15 protein-coding genes are annotated in these 14,751 nt (G+C 63.2%); 10 read left to right on the top strand and 5 right to left on the bottom strand.

Going from position 1 to position 14,751, the window contains the following annotated elements; translation table 11 throughout:
• Positions 1-2 precede the first annotated feature (2 nt).
• Positions 3-959: a DUF3426 domain-containing protein gene (locus tag PLAV_RS08080; protein WP_012110503.1), complete on the bottom strand. Its 957-nt coding sequence runs from the start codon at positions 957-959 to the stop codon at positions 3-5.
• Positions 960-1,181: 222 nt separating this feature from the next.
• Between PLAV_RS08080 and ftsE the strand changes: the two genes are divergently transcribed.
• The 9 genes from ftsE to PLAV_RS08035 all read left to right on the top strand — a co-directional run bounded on the left by ftsE (position 1,182) and on the right by PLAV_RS08035 (position 9,876).
• The gene (ftsE, locus tag PLAV_RS08075; RefSeq protein ID WP_012110502.1) at positions 1,182-1,841 is read left to right on the top strand and encodes a cell division ATP-binding protein FtsE; all 660 of its coding nucleotides are present in this window, start codon (positions 1,182-1,184) and stop codon (positions 1,839-1,841) included.
• Positions 1,834-2,817: a cell division protein FtsX gene (locus PLAV_RS08070; protein WP_012110501.1), complete on the top strand. Its 984-nt coding sequence runs from the start codon at positions 1,834-1,836 to the stop codon at positions 2,815-2,817. Before ftsE ends, PLAV_RS08070 begins: the two co-directional genes overlap by 8 nt.
• Before the next feature lie 112 nt (positions 2,818-2,929).
• The gene (locus PLAV_RS08065; RefSeq protein ID WP_012110500.1) at positions 2,930-3,556 is read left to right on the top strand and encodes a YdcF family protein; all 627 of its coding nucleotides are present in this window, start codon (positions 2,930-2,932) and stop codon (positions 3,554-3,556) included.
• Positions 3,557-3,576: 20 nt separating this feature from the next.
• Positions 3,577-4,326, top strand: a complete 750-nt coding sequence (locus PLAV_RS08060; protein ID WP_041535912.1) for a lysophospholipid acyltransferase family protein — start codon at positions 3,577-3,579, stop codon at positions 4,324-4,326.
• A 120-nt stretch (positions 4,327-4,446) separates the two neighbouring features.
• On the top strand, positions 4,447-6,762 hold the full coding sequence (locus PLAV_RS08055) for an adenosylcobalamin-dependent ribonucleoside-diphosphate reductase (RefSeq protein WP_012110498.1): 2,316 nt from the start codon (positions 4,447-4,449) through the stop codon (positions 6,760-6,762).
• 76 nt (positions 6,763-6,838) lie between these two features.
• Positions 6,839-7,744, top strand: a complete 906-nt coding sequence (locus PLAV_RS08050; RefSeq protein ID WP_012110497.1) for a YegS/Rv2252/BmrU family lipid kinase — start codon at positions 6,839-6,841, stop codon at positions 7,742-7,744.
• Entirely contained in the window at positions 7,741-8,205 is a 465-nt protein-coding gene (locus PLAV_RS08045) for a hypothetical protein (protein WP_012110496.1), read from the top strand. Before PLAV_RS08050 ends, PLAV_RS08045 begins: the two co-directional genes overlap by 4 nt.
• A gap of 15 nt (positions 8,206-8,220) precedes the next feature.
• A complete protein-coding gene (locus PLAV_RS08040; protein WP_012110495.1) occupies positions 8,221-8,634 on the top strand; it encodes a VOC family protein in 414 nt (137 codons plus the stop codon).
• Between the two features lie 33 nt (positions 8,635-8,667).
• Positions 8,668-9,876: a winged helix-turn-helix domain-containing protein gene (locus tag PLAV_RS08035; RefSeq protein ID WP_012110494.1), complete on the top strand. Its 1,209-nt coding sequence runs from the start codon at positions 8,668-8,670 to the stop codon at positions 9,874-9,876.
• Here PLAV_RS08035 and PLAV_RS08030 read toward each other — a convergent pair.
• Positions 9,818-10,366: a gamma-glutamylcyclotransferase gene (locus tag PLAV_RS08030; protein ID WP_012110493.1), complete on the bottom strand. Its 549-nt coding sequence runs from the start codon at positions 10,364-10,366 to the stop codon at positions 9,818-9,820. The genes PLAV_RS08035 and PLAV_RS08030 overlap by 59 nt on opposite strands.
• An 86-nt stretch (positions 10,367-10,452) precedes the next feature.
• On the opposite strand from PLAV_RS08030, the gene PLAV_RS08025 reads away from it, so the two are divergent.
• Positions 10,453-11,553: a DUF2125 domain-containing protein gene (locus tag PLAV_RS08025; protein WP_012110492.1), complete on the top strand. Its 1,101-nt coding sequence runs from the start codon at positions 10,453-10,455 to the stop codon at positions 11,551-11,553.
• Here the strand turns inward: PLAV_RS08025 and PLAV_RS08020 are convergent.
• Genes PLAV_RS08020 through pheA form a run of 3 tightly spaced genes read right to left on the bottom strand, consistent with a single transcriptional unit; the run spans position 11,547 to position 14,507 of the window.
• Positions 11,547-12,500: a prephenate/arogenate dehydrogenase family protein gene (locus PLAV_RS08020; protein WP_012110491.1), complete on the bottom strand. Its 954-nt coding sequence runs from the start codon at positions 12,498-12,500 to the stop codon at positions 11,547-11,549. The genes PLAV_RS08025 and PLAV_RS08020 overlap by 7 nt on opposite strands.
• A complete protein-coding gene (gene hisC / locus PLAV_RS08015) occupies positions 12,497-13,618 on the bottom strand; it encodes a histidinol-phosphate transaminase (RefSeq protein WP_012110490.1) in 1,122 nt (373 codons plus the stop codon). Before hisC ends, PLAV_RS08020 begins: the two co-directional genes overlap by 4 nt.
• Positions 13,608-14,507 (bottom strand): chorismate mutase, encoded by a 900-nt coding sequence (gene pheA, locus PLAV_RS08010; RefSeq protein WP_012110489.1) that lies wholly within the window; start codon positions 14,505-14,507, stop codon positions 13,608-13,610. Before pheA ends, hisC begins: the two co-directional genes overlap by 11 nt.
• Positions 14,508-14,751 lie beyond the last annotated feature (244 nt).

The raw sequence follows: 14,751 nt of genomic DNA, 5'->3' as shown, positions 1-14,751 counted from the left end.
GTCTACTCGTCCACCGCCGGCGCAGCGTCCGGCCCGTCTTCCGCCGGCACATCCAGGGGCGCCGCTTCTTCTTCGGCGGGAAGCATCGCTTCTTCCGGTGGCAGAGGTGCCGTCTTTTCGGCAAAGCGCACCTCGATATCGCGCGCCTCGGGCGGCGGGCTCGACAGGCGCGTGATGAAGGGCGCGGCCTCGTTCGGCGGCAATTGCGTTTCCGCGATCGCAAAGGTCCAGTGGTAAAGCTCCTGCTGCTTTTCATCGAGCAGGGCGACACGAAGGCGGGGCAGCGCAACACGCTCGCCGCTTACATTGACCACCTCGCCGCGCACCGCGAGCACCGGCAAGCCTTCTTCCGTCTGCCGCTCATAGGAGACATTGCGGAATTCGAGACCGCGCAGATTGATCGGCTCGCCGAGCGCCGCATAGACCTTCGTGGTCGCGGGCCAGGCGGCTGCTATTTCCATCCGGTAGAAATATCCCGCGCCGAGCGTCGCGCCGACAAAGAGCGCGAGCACCACCCAGCCCGCCGCCGTGAGCGTCTTGCCCCGGCGCATGGTGGCGGCGCGGCGAACCTCGGCCCTGAACCTGTTGCCGATATCGGCGACGCTGCGTCCACTCTTCGCTTCCGGCTCTTTCTCGTCGGAAACCTTGTCGCCAAAGACAATGTCGTCTTCCTCGGGCGCCGGCCTGGGAGCCGCGACATCGCCGGCGGCACGGGTGTCCGCTGCCGATTTCTCGCCAAAGATTTTTTTACGGCCCGCCAGCGCCGCGACGACCGGTGCGGGCGCTTCCACGGCGCCTTGCGGATCGACGCGCTGCGTGGCGGCTGCTTCGATATCCGAGGGCGGCGACTGGTGCCAGCTATGGCCGCACTTGGCGCAGCGCACCTTCCGGCCCGCCGGTGCGAAGGACGCAGCATCCACCGGGTAGCGCGACGAGCAGGACGGGCAGGTGATGATCATCCGGGGCAATCGATCTGGTATATGGACAGCCGAAACGGAACCCCGGCACGGCCCCTGAACAGGGGCACGGGACCGGGCTCCCGAAGGAGCCTATTGAAAGATCGCGCATGGTTAAAGGCGCGTTAAAAACCTCGCGGCGATGGCCGGTATTTCGCGGAAACAAGCGGCTTCCGCGCCGTCCGGCCTCCATCGCATGGCCGGTTCCATGATACCGTCGCAACCATGATTCGCTTCGAGAATGTGGGCCTGCGCTATGGCATGGGGCCGGAAGTGCTGCGCGACGTGAATTTCCACCTCGCGCCGGCCTCTTTCCACTTTTTGACCGGCCCCTCGGGCGCCGGCAAGACATCGCTGCTGAAGCTGATGTTTCTTGCAAACCGGCCCTCGCGCGGCCTCATCACCATGTTCGGCCAGGACATTGCCACCCTGCCCCGCGCCGACCTGCCGCCGCTCCGCCGCCGCATCGGCGTGGTGTTCCAGGAGTTCCGGCTGATCGACCATCTGACGACATATGAGAACATCGCCCTGCCATTGAAAATTCAGGGCAGGAAGGAAGAGAGCTACCGCGCCGATGTGGAGGAGCTGCTCGCCTGGGTCGGCCTTGGCGACCGCATGAACGCAAAACCGCCGACGCTTTCGGGCGGCGAGAAGCAGCGCGCCGCCATTGCGCGCGCCGTCGTCGCGCAGCCGGACGTGCTGCTTGCCGACGAACCGACGGGCAATGTCGACCCGGAAATGGGCCAGCGCCTGTTGCGGCTTTTTGTGGAGCTGAACCGGCTCGGCACCTGCGTCCTCATCGCGACGCATGATCGCGCGCTGGTAGAGGCGGCCGGCGCGCCGGAACTGGTGCTGCGCAACGGGGGGCTGACCGTCCGTGGCTGACCCGCTTCGCCATAAGGCCCGCACGGGCACAGGCCGCGCCGACCCGGCGCCGACCTTCCATGACGAGGAGCGCGGGTTCGGCAGAACGCTCGCGGCCCTTCTGGTTGAGACGCGAAGCGTGATGCCGGCGGCGGGCGCCACCGGCGCATCGCTGATGCTGGTGGTCGCCGCCATGGGCTTTCTTGCAAGCCTCGCACTTGGCGCCGCTCTCTCCGTGGGCGCGAAGACAAACGAATGGTCGAGCGACCTTTCAGGCGCCCTCACCATCGAAATCCGCCCTTCGCGCAACATGGCGCCCGATGAGCAGGTTGACGCCGTGATGACGGTGCTGGCGCAGACGCCGGGCGTCATCTCCGCCTCGCCCCTGTCGCTCGACGACACGGCGGCGCTGCTCGAACCCTGGCTCGGCCGGGGCATGGTAACGAACGACCTGCCGCTGCCCCGCCTGATCGACATCCGGATCGACACAGACGCACCTCCCGACCTTTCCGCCCTCGCCATCGACACGGCCGCCGCCGCACCCGGCGCATCGCTCGACACGCACCGGCAATGGCGGTCCGAACTGATGAGTGCGGCGCGCTCCGCCGAATGGCTGGCTTTCGGCATTCTCGCCGTCGTGGCCGGCACGACCATCGCCATCGTGGTTTTCGCGACTCGAGCTGGCCTCTCCGCCAACCGCGAGGTGGTGGAGGTGCTGCATCTGATCGGCGCGCGTGACCGTTTCATCGCGGCGGAAGTGCAACGCCATTTCCTGCACCTCGGATTTCGCGGCGGATTGATCGGCACGGCCATCGGGGCCCTGACATTCCTTGCCCTCAATCTGGTGGGCGGCGCGGGGGACATGTTCCTGATCGCCGCCTCGGGCCTCGCGCCGGAGCACTATCCCTTTCTCCTCGCTATCCCCTTCGCCGCCGCCCTTGTCACCGTGATGACAGCCCGATTAACCGTCTTCAGCACACTGGAGCGCATGCTTTAGGGCCCGGGAACGGCGCTTTACTTAAGGCGCGCCGCCCATATCATGTGCGCCGACCGGGCTATGATAGAATGAAAAGCGGGTAGACGGGCCCGGCAACAGGCGAGAGCGGACAATGGCGGCCAGCGAAACGCTGCGGCACAGAACAGGGCGGCGCACTCTCCGCATTCTCGTGGGCTTCACGGCGCTGCTCGCGGCGGCCTATGTCGCCGGCTTTTTCCTCTTTACCGCCGAACTGGAACGGATACCCCCTGTTCGCGTGCCCGTGGCGGACGGCATTGTCGCGCTGACGGGCGGCCCCGACCGCATTACCGCCGCCTACAAGCTGCTGCAGGAAGGCAAGGGTAACCGGCTGCTGATTACAGGCGTTCATCCCGATGTGAGCGTCGCGTCGCTGAAGGAGATGGTGCCAGGCGGCTCGGCCAAGTTCGATTGTTGCGTCGATCTCGGCCATATGGCCGAGAACACCATCGGCAATGCGACCGAGACCGCCGAATGGGTGCGCGAAAGGAATTACCGCTCGATCATCCTGGTGACGAGCACCTATCACCTGCCGCGCGCGCGGCTCGAACTTGCCCGCGCCATGCCCGATGTCGAAATCAGCGCCTTTCCTGTCTTCCAGGATACGCTTCATCTGGATGGCTGGTGGGCTTATCCCGGCACCACACGGCTGCTGATTTCCGAATATACGAAATATCTGCTGACGCTGACCTATGGGCGCCAGTCGTCCATGCAGTCTTGAACGGAAAGGACCGCGCTCCCTTGCTCTGGCTCCGCTCCGCTGCCTTCAACCTGGTCTTTTATGCTGCTTCGGTGGTTATCGTGATCGCCGCAACCCCCTGCTTCCTGCTGCCGCGACGCTACACCATCCGCGCGATGGCCGCATGGTCGCATATGACGCTGTGGCTGCTGCGCGTTCTGGCCGGCACGCGCTATGAGGTGCGCGGCAGCCTGCCTGAAGGCGGCGTGCTGGTCGCATCCAAACACCAGTCCATGTGGGACACGATCGTGATGACCGCGATCCTGAACAACCCCGCCATGGTGCTGAAGCGCGAGCTGCTCTGGATTCCCTTTTACGGCTGGTATGCGCAGAAGGCGCGCATGATCGCCATCGACAGGGGCGCGGGCTCGAACGCCATCCGCCGGCTCGTCTCACAAGGGAAGGCGGCAATCGCCGAAGGACGGCCGATCGTGATCTTCCCGGAGGGAACGCGCTCGGCGCCGGGCAGCAAGCTCGAATACAAGCCCGGCGTCGCCGCGCTCTATCGGCAGCTCGGCGTGCCTTGCGTGCCGGCCGCCGTGAATTCAGGCCTCTTCTGGGGACGGCGCGGCTTCGCGCGAAAGCCCGGCACCATCCTGCTGGAGTTTCTGGAGCCGATCCCGGCCGGGCTCGACCGAAAGAGCTTCATGGCCGAACTCGAAACGCGGATAGAGACCGCGACCGGACGTCTGCTGGCGGAGACGGGCGGCAACGCCCAGCCTGTGGAAAATCAGCCCCAAGCCTCTCTGTGAAATCCGGGGATATCTGGAATTTCTTAATCTCTACAACCATTTAATAGGGCCCGCTTTGTGACAGAAAGCGGACAAAACCAGAACGTTGATTTGCGCCCGATGCGCGCCTAGGCTGCCCTCATGAAAGCGATCGCCGAACAGATTTGGGATATGAAATACCGCCTGCACGGGCCGGACGGCACCCCCGTCGACCTGACCGTGGACGATAGCTGGCGGCGCGTGGCCAACGCGCTGGCGGAGGCGGAAGCCCCCGAGGCGCGCGCGCACTGGGCAAAGCGTTTTCATGAGGCGATGGCGGGCTACCGCTTCCTGCCCGCCGGCCGCATTCTCGCGGGCGCAGGTACGGGGCGCGACGTGACGCTCTTCAATTGCTTCGTGATGGGCGAAATCCCCGACACGATGGAAGGCATTTTCCAGAACCTGAAGGAAGCCGCGCTGACCATGCAGCAGGGCGGCGGCATCGGCTACGACTTCTCGACATTGCGCCCGAAGGGCGCGCCGGTGAAGGGCGTGGGCGCGGACGCGTCCGGCCCCCTCTCCTTCATGGATGTCTGGGACGCGATGTGCCGCACCATCATGTCGGCAGGCTCGCGCCGCGGCGCCATGATGGCGACCATGCGCTGCGACCATCCCGACATCGAAGCCTTTATCGAGGCGAAGCAGGAGCCGGGCCGCCTCACCATGTTCAACCTCTCGGTGCTCGCGACCGACGCCTTCATGGCGGCGGTGAAGGCGGATGCCGACTGGGAACTGACTTTTGGCGGCACCGTGTTCAAGACACTGAAGGCGCGCGCGCTCTGGGACCGGATCATCGCCGCGACCTATGCCTATGCCGAGCCCGGCGTCATCTTCATCGACCGCATCAATGCGCGGAACAATCTCTATTACGCGGAGACGATCCACGCGACGAACCCCTGCGGCGAACAACCGCTTCCTCCCTATGGCGCCTGCCTTCTCGGCTCGATCAATCTCGCGGCGCTGGTGAAGGAACCCTTCACCGAAAACGCGCATATCGACGAAAGCGAATTGTCGGAACTCGTGCATGTTGCCGTGCGCGCGATGGACAACACGATCGACGTATCGCGCTTTCCGCTGCCCGAGCAGCGCCATGAGGCCACGGCGAAGCGCCGCATCGGCCTCGGCGTGACCGGCCTCGCCGACGCGCTCATCATGTGCCGCGCGCGCTATGGCTCGGAAGCCTCCGTCACGCTTATCCGCAAATGGATGAAGGTGCTCTCGCGCGCGGCCTATCTCGCCTCTGTCGACATTGCGAAGGAGAAGGGCCCTTTCCTCCTTTTCGTCGCCGACGCCTATCTCGCGGGCGAAACAATCTCGGCGCTCGACAAGGATATTCGCGACGCCATTGCCGAACACGGCATCCGCAATGCGCTCGTGACGTCGATTGCGCCGACCGGCACGATTTCGCTCTTCGCGGGAAACGTCTCTTCGGGTATCGAGCCCGTCTTCGCCTATGGCTACAAGCGCAAGGTACTGATGCCGGACGGCACGCGGCGCGAGGAACATGTGCGCGACCAGGCGGTGGAGAAATTCCGCGAAATGTTCGGCGCCGAAGCGGCGTTGCCGGACTATTTCGTCAACGCCCAGGACCTTTCGCCCGCAGCACACATCGCGGTGCAGGCCGCCGTGCAGGACTATATCGACAGCTCGATCTCGAAGACGATCAATGTACCTGCGGATATTTCCTTCGACGATTTCAAGAGCGTCTATATGGACGCTTACGAGAAGGGCCTGAAGGGCTGCACGACCTATCGGCCGAGCGATGTGCGGGGCTCCGTGCTGTCGCTTGAGGAGGCACCCGCCGAAGCGCCGCAAGCCGCGCTGCCGCTTGACGCACCCGCCGCCGGCGAGCGGTATGAAAAGGACGGCGTCGTCTATATGTCGAAGCCGCTCGAACGCGAGACAGTACTGCCGGGTTTCACCTACAAGCTGCAATGGCCGGAAAGCGACCACGCGATCTACATAACCATCAATGATATTCTGCAGGATGGCAGGCGCCGCCCCTTCGAGATTTTCATCAACTCGAAGAACATGGAGCACTACGCATGGACGGTGGCGCTGACGCGGATGATCTCGGCCGTCTTCCGGCGCGGCGGCGATGTGACCTTCGTGGTGGAAGAGCTGAAGGCGGTGTTCGATCCGCGCGGTGGCTCATGGATGAAAGGCCGCTATGTGCCGAGCCTGCTTGCCGCCATTGGCGAGGTGATCGAGCAGCATATGATCGACACCGGCTTCATTGCCGCGAAGGACGGACGCCCGGTGACGGAAGCCCTGCGTGCGGTCGCCGGAGGCCCGCCGCCGCTGCAAAACCCGGTCATAACCGGCCTCAAGGGGTGCCCGCGCTGCGGCGAGCGCGGCATGGTGCGCCAGGAAGGCTGTGAAACCTGCACCGCCTGCGGTTACTCGAAGTGCAGCTGAGTTTCGGCCACCGCCCTTTTCCTGACGCAAAATCCCTCTAGATACATTCCGCACCCCGACCATCGGAAGGAACCGGATGCAGAGGCCGGCTCAACTTTCTGTCCGCAAATTCCTGCTGCTTCAGAATCCGAACAGCGGCGGCGGAGGCGGCTGGGACACGGATTCTTTCCTTGCGGCGGCGCGAGAACTGGGCATTGAGGTCCGGCACGAACGGCCGGACGATCCTGCCATTTGCGTCCGGCTTTTGCGGGAGGCGCAAGAGGTGGATGCGGTGGGCGTGGCCGGTGGCGACGGTACCTTGAGCCCGCTGATCGAATGCCTTGTCGAACGGAAACTGCCCCTTCTCGTACTGCCGGCAGGAACCGCAAACGACTTCGCACGTTCACTAGGAATGCCGGAAAATGTCTTTCAGCTGGCGGCGCTGCTTCGCGAAGGACGGATTTCCGAGGTCGATGTGGGCTATGCGAACGACAAGCCCTTTCTCAATGCCGCCAGCATCGGCATGACCAACACGATCAGCCGCTTGCAGACAAAGGAGCGGAAGAGAAGGTGGGGCGTGCTGAGCTACGCGATCAGCGCCATTGAGGCGGGACTGAAGTCACGTTCCTTCAGGGCAATATTTGAAGATGGATACAGCCGCCGCGAGATGCGCTGCATCCAGCTTCTCGTCGGCAATGGCCGCTTCTATGGCGGCGGCATGACTGTGCATACCGATGCGACGCTGACCGACGGAACACTGCACCTTTATGCCGCGGTGCCGCGTTCTATTTTCGGGATGGCCGCGCTTCTTCCCTTCCTCCGCTTCGGGCGGACCGATCTTGCGCCTGAGGTATTTTGCGAGGAGGGAGCGGAAATCTCGATTACCACCCATCCGAAGCGCCATGTCTTTGCCGATGGCGAAGAGATCACGGAAACGCCGGTGCGGTTTCGCGTTGCCCGGGCTGCGCTCACTGTGATCGTTCCAAGGGAGAGAACGTCATGAACACCGTCATGCTGACGCCGGAAGAAGCCGGCCTGAAGGCTCTGGGCGTGGCCTGCCAGTCGGCCAGCCGCTTTTACGAAACGGCCGCAGATGTGACCCATGGTCATTGGCAGGATTTCGCGAAACGCCGCACCGGGATATATGCGGCGGCCGCGCTTCGCATTGCAGAACTTCTGCAGCGCGACGAGCTGTTGCCCGGCACGCCCGACGAGGACATGGAATGGCTGAAGCAACTCGCATTGCGCGCCCAGGCCGCGCTTTCGGGCGATGAGGCGGGGACACTGCTGAAGAGTTTCACCCGCGCCGAACGCAGGATATGGGACGCGCTCGGCGAATTCGGCGCTGCGGGGATCGCGCCCGGCTGCGCTGAGATTGCAAACTCGCTTGCCAATACGGCGATGGAAGGTTTTCTCTGGCTTGGAGAAGAGAAAGAGGTTTTCCTGAAGGAACGCGGCGAATAGATCCGGGGGAAGGGCATGCGGGGCTTTGCACATCACATCGATTTGACGGTGACGGACCCTTGGGCGTCAGCGCCTTTCTACGATACGGTGCTCGGCTATATGGGCTACAGGCGCTGGTCGGAAGACGAACATGGTATCGACTGGGAGCACGCAACCTCACCGGACCGGCTGCCGACCATCGGCATCTTCAAGGCCAAGGGGCCGAACGCTGCAAGGCAACATGATCGTTATTCGCCCGGCCTTCATCACATTGCCTGGATCGCCGAAAGCCGCGAGGATGTCGACGGGCTCTACCGGCTGCTTGTCGAAAATGAGGCGCTCGTGCTCGATCCGCCAACGGATTATCCCGAATATGGCGATGGCTATTACGCCCTCATGTTCGCGGACCCGGACGGGCTGAAACTCGAATTCGTCTATGAACCGCGCTGAGCGCGAAGGCGCGACTCGGCCTATGATCGCACCATGACGCCACTGACAATTTCCAATGCGGATGCGCGACGGCTCTTTCTCCACAGCCATGCGCTGTCGGGTCCGCATGCGGAGCCGCACGCGGCCGAGGATACGCTGACGCTTGTGCGGCGGCTTGGTTTCGTTCAGCTCGACTCGATCAATACCGTCGAACGCGCGCATCACCTGATCCTTTTTTCTCGCACCCCGCATTACCGCCGCGAGCATCTGGAGATGCTGCATCATGACGAGACCGCGCTGTTCGAACATTGGACGCATGATGCCTCGCTCATTCCCATCGAGTTCTATCCACATTGGCGCCACCGCTTCCAGGCGGCGAAGGCGCGAATAAAGGAGAACCCGCGCTGGCAGGACCGCATCGGCCCGGATGGTGCAAAGGTCATCCGTAACGTGAGAGCGCGCATCCGTCGCGAAGGCGGCCTGATGGCGCGCGATTTCGAGGACAAGGGAAAAGGCGCCTGGTGGGGCTGGGGCCCATCGAAAACGGCACTGGAAACGCTGTGGCGGACGGGCGAGCTTGCAATCGCGCGGCGCGAGGGCTTCGAGAAAGTCTACGATCTCGCTGAACGCGTCATTCCCGAGCCGATACGCGGCGAACGGCCGAGCCGGACCGCGACAACGGATTGGGCCTGCCGCGAGGCAATGACACGTCTTGGCCTTGCAACCCCGCAGGAACTGGCGGCCTTCTGGAAGCTTGTGTCCATCGACCGCGCCAAGGCATGGGCGGTCGCGGCGCTGAAACGAAAGGAAATCGTCGATGTACTGGTGGAAGGCGCCGATGGCACCCTTCGCCCCGCCCTCGCGCCGGCGGACATTGAAGATTGCCTCCACGCCGCGCCGCCTCCGCCGGAGGAGATGCGATTTCTCTCGCCCTTCGACCCGGCGATCCGCGACCGCAAACGCGCGGAGCGGCTTTTCGGCTTTGACTACCGGATCGAGGTTTTCGTACCCGAGGCGAAGCGGCGCTATGGCTATTACGTCTTGCCGCTGATCGAGGGAGACAGATTTATCGGCCGCGCCGACGTGAAGGCGCATCGCGGCGAAGGGCGGCTTGAAGTCAAAGGCATCTGGCTCGAACCGGGAATGAAGCTTGCCAAATCACGTGAGCGTGCCGTGTTGCGCGCGTTGACGGACCTGGGCAGCTTCACCGGAACTCCAGAGATCGATGCAGACGCTGCTCTACGGCGCACCAAAGCCGGCTGAGGCCTTTGTCGGGAAGACCCGCTTCGTCGAGATGACGGACAGTGCTTTCGAGGTAATCGGGATTGGGGCCCGACCGCCCTTCCCCCGCCGCAATCAGGCAGACCTGCTCCTCAAAGGACAGACGCCCTGCATATTGCTTGTGGGCGCGGTCGACAACAAAGCAGAGGGCATCAACGCGCGCGCCAGTATCGACGAGCTCCACCTGTTTCACTACATCGCGATACACAAGCGTCACCTGTTCCCGTGCCTGAAGATAGCGCCGCGTCTCATCCGCGCGTTCGCCCGCCACGCGAAAGGCGACGCCCCGGCAGGAGCCGCCTGCATCGAGGCCGAACACCAGCCCGGGCTTTTCCGGCGTTCCGCGATGGACATGGCTATAGACGCAGAAGGAACGGTGATATCCGCGCAGCCGGGCGGGGCGGCGCTCCTCATGCTCGAAGCCGGGCCGCCACATGAGCGAACCATATCCAAAAACCCACAAATCCTGCATGCTGTCTCTCTCGTTGCGAGGAGACTATAGAATTGCGGCGCGACAGGAAGCAAAGCCGGTAGTCGCAGATGATGAGTGAGTAGCGGATGACAGATCCTGTAACCGACATAAGGCCCGCCCCTCCCAAAAGGCGCTGGGGCCTCTTTCTGCCGGCTGCGGCCCTGCTGCTGCTCGTGGCGGTCTACACCGTCTACTGGTTCACAATCGCGGGAGAACTGCGCGAGGGCGTGGAAGCCTTTGCGGCGCGGCGCGATAACGGCCTCGTCGTGAGCTGGGACGATCTTGCCATCACCGGATACCCATACCGGATCGAGGCAGACTTCACCGCCCCTGGTGCCAGCGCGCCGGACGCCCCCGAGGAGTGGGCATGGCACGGCGAAGGGGCGGCGTTCGCATTGCTGCCCTACAATTTGCGGCACGTCATCGTCAATCTCGAAGGCGAGCAGACATTCAGCTATCGCGACGTAACGGCATCCGCGCCCGCGCGAAACGAAGCACGCGCCACGGCCGCCAAGGCCTGGGGCAGCTATGTCGATGTGGCGGATGCCCCTTTCGGCCGCATCGCGATAGACATCGAGGAACTGGATGCGCGGCACCGCCGGGGCGCAACCGGGCTGAACGACCGCTTGACCGCCGAGCGCCTGCAATTCCACACCCGCGCCGCCATCGACGAAGCCAATGGCCTCATAAATGGCAGCTATGATGTTGCCATTCAGGCCGATGGCGTGGTGCTCGAAAGCGAAGAAAAGATTTTGGCACTGGGGCCCAATATCAAGCAGATCGTCGCCCAGGCGCGGCTGCGCGATCTGCCGCAGACGCCGCATGTGAGCGCCATCGAACTCCTGCGTGAATGGCAGCGGACAGGCGGCGTGCTGTCGATCTCGGAGCTGATCGTGAAATGGGGGCCGCTCGATCTTGCCGCACATGGCGAATTCAAGCTCGATGCACGGCGCAGGCTCGAAGGCCAGTTCGACGCAAAGATCACCGGCTTCGAAACCTTGCTCGATGCGATGGTTCGAGACGGCCTCGTCAAAGAACGTGAGGCAAACGTAGCGCTGGCCGGGCTCGTTCTTGTTTCACAGTTTCAGGGAAAAAAGACGAATGAAGTCCGCATCCCGGTGATGATGCGCGAAGGCCTTCTCTATCTCGGGCCGCTTGCGGTTGCCAGGCTCGAGCCGCTCTACTGAACGTCGTCCTCGTCGGCGGCTTTGGCATGAGTGGGGTTACGGCCGAAATTCGGCGCGGCGATATCCTGGCCTGCATCGATGATCGACCGGCGGATTGCCCGCGTGCGCGTGAAGAGATCGAACAGCGCATCGCCATCGCCCCAGCGGATAGCACGCTGGAGTGCCGTCAGGTCCTCGGAGAACCGGCCCAGCATTTCAAGGATCGGTTCCTTGTTGTTGAGACAGACGTCGCGCCACATGGTCGGGTCCGAGGCGGCAAGGCGCGTAAAATCGCGAAAGCCGGAGGCGGAATATTTGATGACTTCCGACTGTGTAACCGCTTCGAGATCGCTCGCCGTGCCGACAATGTTATAGGCGATGATATGCGGCAGATGGCTCACAATCGCGAGGACGAGATCATGATGGCGCGGCTCCATCACATCGACATTGGAGCCGCATGCCGTCCAGAAGGCGCTGAGTTTCTCAAGTGCTTGCGGTTCCGTGCCGGGAACCGGGGTCAGGATGCACCAGCGGCCATCGAAAAGTTCGGCAAAACCCGCATCGGGCCCTGACTCCTCGGTGCCTGCTATCGGATGCCCGGGGATAAAGTGCACACCCTCCGGCACATGCGGCCCGACATCGCGCACCACCGCCATCTTGACCGAACCGACATCGGTCAGGATCGCGCCTTTTTTTAGCACCGGCTCGATTTCGGCTGCAACACTTCCAAGTGCGCCCACAGGCGTACAGATGACGACGAGGTCGGCATTCTTCGCCGCTTCCGCCGCCGTTTCATGGGCGCTGTCGATGAACCCGATTTCCAGCGCACGTGCGCGTGTCTCGACGGAGCGCGCATAGCCGCTCACATGGCCGGCAAGCCCCGCGCGCTTCATGGCATGGCCCAGCGAGCCGCCGATCAGACCAAGCCCCATCAGCGCCACACGCTCGAAATGCGGCTTCGCACTCATGACGCGCGTGCCTTGCCGACGAATTCGGCAAGCGCGGCGACGACCAGACGGTTCGCCTCCTCCGAGCCGACCGAGAGCCGCAGATATTCCGGCAACCCATAAGACACCATCTGGCGCAGGATGAGGCCCCGCTTTATCAGGAAGGCGTCAGCATCCTTTGCCGTCTGCCCCGCTTGAGGAGGAAAATGGATGAGGAGGAAATTGGCGACGCTTGGCGCAACATCGAGCCCCAGTTTTGAGATCTCTTCCGTGAGCCAGGCGAGCCATTTGTCATTATGCGCGCGAGACTTCTCAAGATGGGCCGTGTCGAAAAGAGAGGCAATGCCTGCCTTCATCGCCGGGATCGATACATTGAACGGCCCGCGGATACGGTTGATCACATCGCAGACATGGGCGGGCGCATACATCCAACCGAGACGCAGCGCCGCAAGGCCGTAAATCTTGGAGAAGGTGCGTGTCATGACGACATTCTCGGATGTGGCAACCAGTTCAATTCCCGCCTCATAGTCGTTGCGGCTCACATATTCGCTGTAGGCCGCATCGATGATCAGGAGAATATCGGGACGCAGGCCCGCCTGAAGCCGGCGAACCTCATCGGCCGGCAAATAGCTGCCGGTCGGATTGTTCGGATTGGCGAGAAAAACGATCTTCGTCTTCGGCGTAACGGCCGCGAGGATCGCATCCCCATCGGCGCGGAGGTTTTTCTCCCTCACCTGAACGATCTTCGCGCCCGCAGCCTTGGTCACGATCGGGTAGACGAGAAATCCGTGCTCGGTCGAGATCGCTTCATCTCCTTCGCCGAGATAGGCCTGGGCAAGAAGATGCAGCAGCTCGTCCGAGCCCGCGCCGCATACGATGCGGCCGGCATTCAGCCCGTACCGTGAAGCAATCGCCTGCCGCAGCTCATCCGCACCGCCATCCGGATAGAGAGCCATGGCATCGGCCGCCGCCATGAAAGCCTCCTTCGCACTCGGGCTCGCACCAAGCGGCGTCTCATTGGCGGACAGCTTGAAAACCTTGCCGGCGCCCTCGGCCCCCGCGCGGCCGCCGACATAGGCTTCAATCTCGAGAATGCCGGGCTGGGGCGTCGGACGATTGCTCATCTTTTCATTCGCCATCGGTCGCTCGCTCGATCGGATTCGCGTAGCCGCCCAGAAGCCGTGCCTCCAAAATCGGGCCGCCTTCCAGCGCCGCGAGACGCTTGTCATCCTCCGCCACATGGAACGGCATGGAAATCAGGTAGATGTGACTGGAAGGTCCATCCGCAAGTTTAGCGTCAGCGATCCGCTGGCCTGAAAATCCGGCCGCTGCGACCAGAGAGGTGACGCGGCTGTCGCTCAGGCTTTCCGACGACGAAATGGCAACGAGGCTCGTATCGTCGCCCGTCGGCTCGAAACCGGTCTGCGCCACCACAAGCGCCCGTACATGATTTTCGCCTTCCGCCACGTCGATGAAAGGCAGGCAGGCGACAACGCGCGCCTCAGACTGGCCACCGGCAGCAAACATCACCCACCAGTCGGCGGCGGCATGAGTTCCAGGCTCCGGCAAGATACCGACCACAGACCTGTCCTGAACAACACGGCGCAAGACGTCGCGCGCATTGTCATGCAGCTCCATCGGTGTCGACGAACCGTAATAGCTGCGCGCGAGGTCCCAGAAACTGAGCGCGCTGCCATCCTGGCCTCCGAAAACATCCACGCGGAAGGGGCCCTGAATGCGCGTCATGGCCGCTATTATTTCCCGCCAGAGCCGGAAAATGACGCGGACAGGGAGGCTTCCCCGATGCCGCTCGGCAAGGCGCCTGAGAACCTGCGCCTCGCGGGCCGGGCGGAAAGCGACAAAGCTGCCCTCCCCCGCCGCGCTCGCCGCACGCGCTTTCGCTTCCGCGACCTCGACGACGAGTTCCGTCCGCTTCATCAGCAAATCGTGAAGCGCATCATCCAGCGCGTCGATTTCCTTGCGGACCTCGGCAAGCGCTTTTTCAGGGCTGGTCGTCTCGATCGTCATTTCTGCTACTCGGCGGGGAAACGGGCTCGCGGCGGAGCCCCTCTCCCCGGTCCGCAAGAGCGGTATTCATACGAGGGCAACCTGCTAAAATCAAAGAAAACATTGACATTTTGGGGGGTGCATCCCTAGCTATGCACCCTGTTTGGCGGGGGCCGCAGAGCCTTTTTCCAAGGCGCCTAAGCCACAAAAACAGCGCAGAGGCGCAATGAACACGATCGAGAAGGCGGGAGGCCGGCCCGAGGCC

Origin of the sequence: Parvibaculum lavamentivorans DS-1 (assembly GCF_000017565.1) — a bacterium.
Lineage (GTDB): Bacteria > Pseudomonadota > Alphaproteobacteria > Parvibaculales > Parvibaculaceae > Parvibaculum > Parvibaculum lavamentivorans.
Note: the sequence above shows the minus strand (reverse complement) of the source record. Positions and strands in the feature narration are given on the sequence as shown.

Coding starts and splice junctions, on each gene's coding strand:
- PLAV_RS08080 (WP_012110503.1), bottom strand. CDS start 959: ATGATCATCACCTGCCCGTCCTGCTCGTCGCGCTACCCGGTGGATGCT.
- PLAV_RS08065 (WP_012110500.1), top strand. CDS start 2,930: ATGGCGGCCAGCGAAACGCTGCGGCACAGAACAGGGCGGCGCACTCTC.
- PLAV_RS08055 (WP_012110498.1), top strand. CDS start 4,447: ATGAAAGCGATCGCCGAACAGATTTGGGATATGAAATACCGCCTGCAC.
- PLAV_RS08040 (WP_012110495.1), top strand. CDS start 8,221: ATGCGGGGCTTTGCACATCACATCGATTTGACGGTGACGGACCCTTGG.
- PLAV_RS08050 (WP_012110497.1), top strand. CDS start 6,839: ATGCAGAGGCCGGCTCAACTTTCTGTCCGCAAATTCCTGCTGCTTCAG.
- PLAV_RS08025 (WP_012110492.1), top strand. CDS start 10,453: ATGACAGATCCTGTAACCGACATAAGGCCCGCCCCTCCCAAAAGGCGC.
- ftsE (WP_012110502.1), top strand. CDS start 1,182: ATGATTCGCTTCGAGAATGTGGGCCTGCGCTATGGCATGGGGCCGGAA.
- PLAV_RS08020 (WP_012110491.1), bottom strand. CDS start 12,500: ATGAGTGCGAAGCCGCATTTCGAGCGTGTGGCGCTGATGGGGCTTGGT.
- PLAV_RS08030 (WP_012110493.1), bottom strand. CDS start 10,366: ATGCAGGATTTGTGGGTTTTTGGATATGGTTCGCTCATGTGGCGGCCC.
- PLAV_RS08035 (WP_012110494.1), top strand. CDS start 8,668: ATGACGCCACTGACAATTTCCAATGCGGATGCGCGACGGCTCTTTCTC.
- hisC (WP_012110490.1), bottom strand. CDS start 13,618: ATGGCGAATGAAAAGATGAGCAATCGTCCGACGCCCCAGCCCGGCATT.
- pheA (WP_012110489.1), bottom strand. CDS start 14,507: ATGACGATCGAGACGACCAGCCCTGAAAAAGCGCTTGCCGAGGTCCGC.
- PLAV_RS08045 (WP_012110496.1), top strand. CDS start 7,741: ATGAACACCGTCATGCTGACGCCGGAAGAAGCCGGCCTGAAGGCTCTG.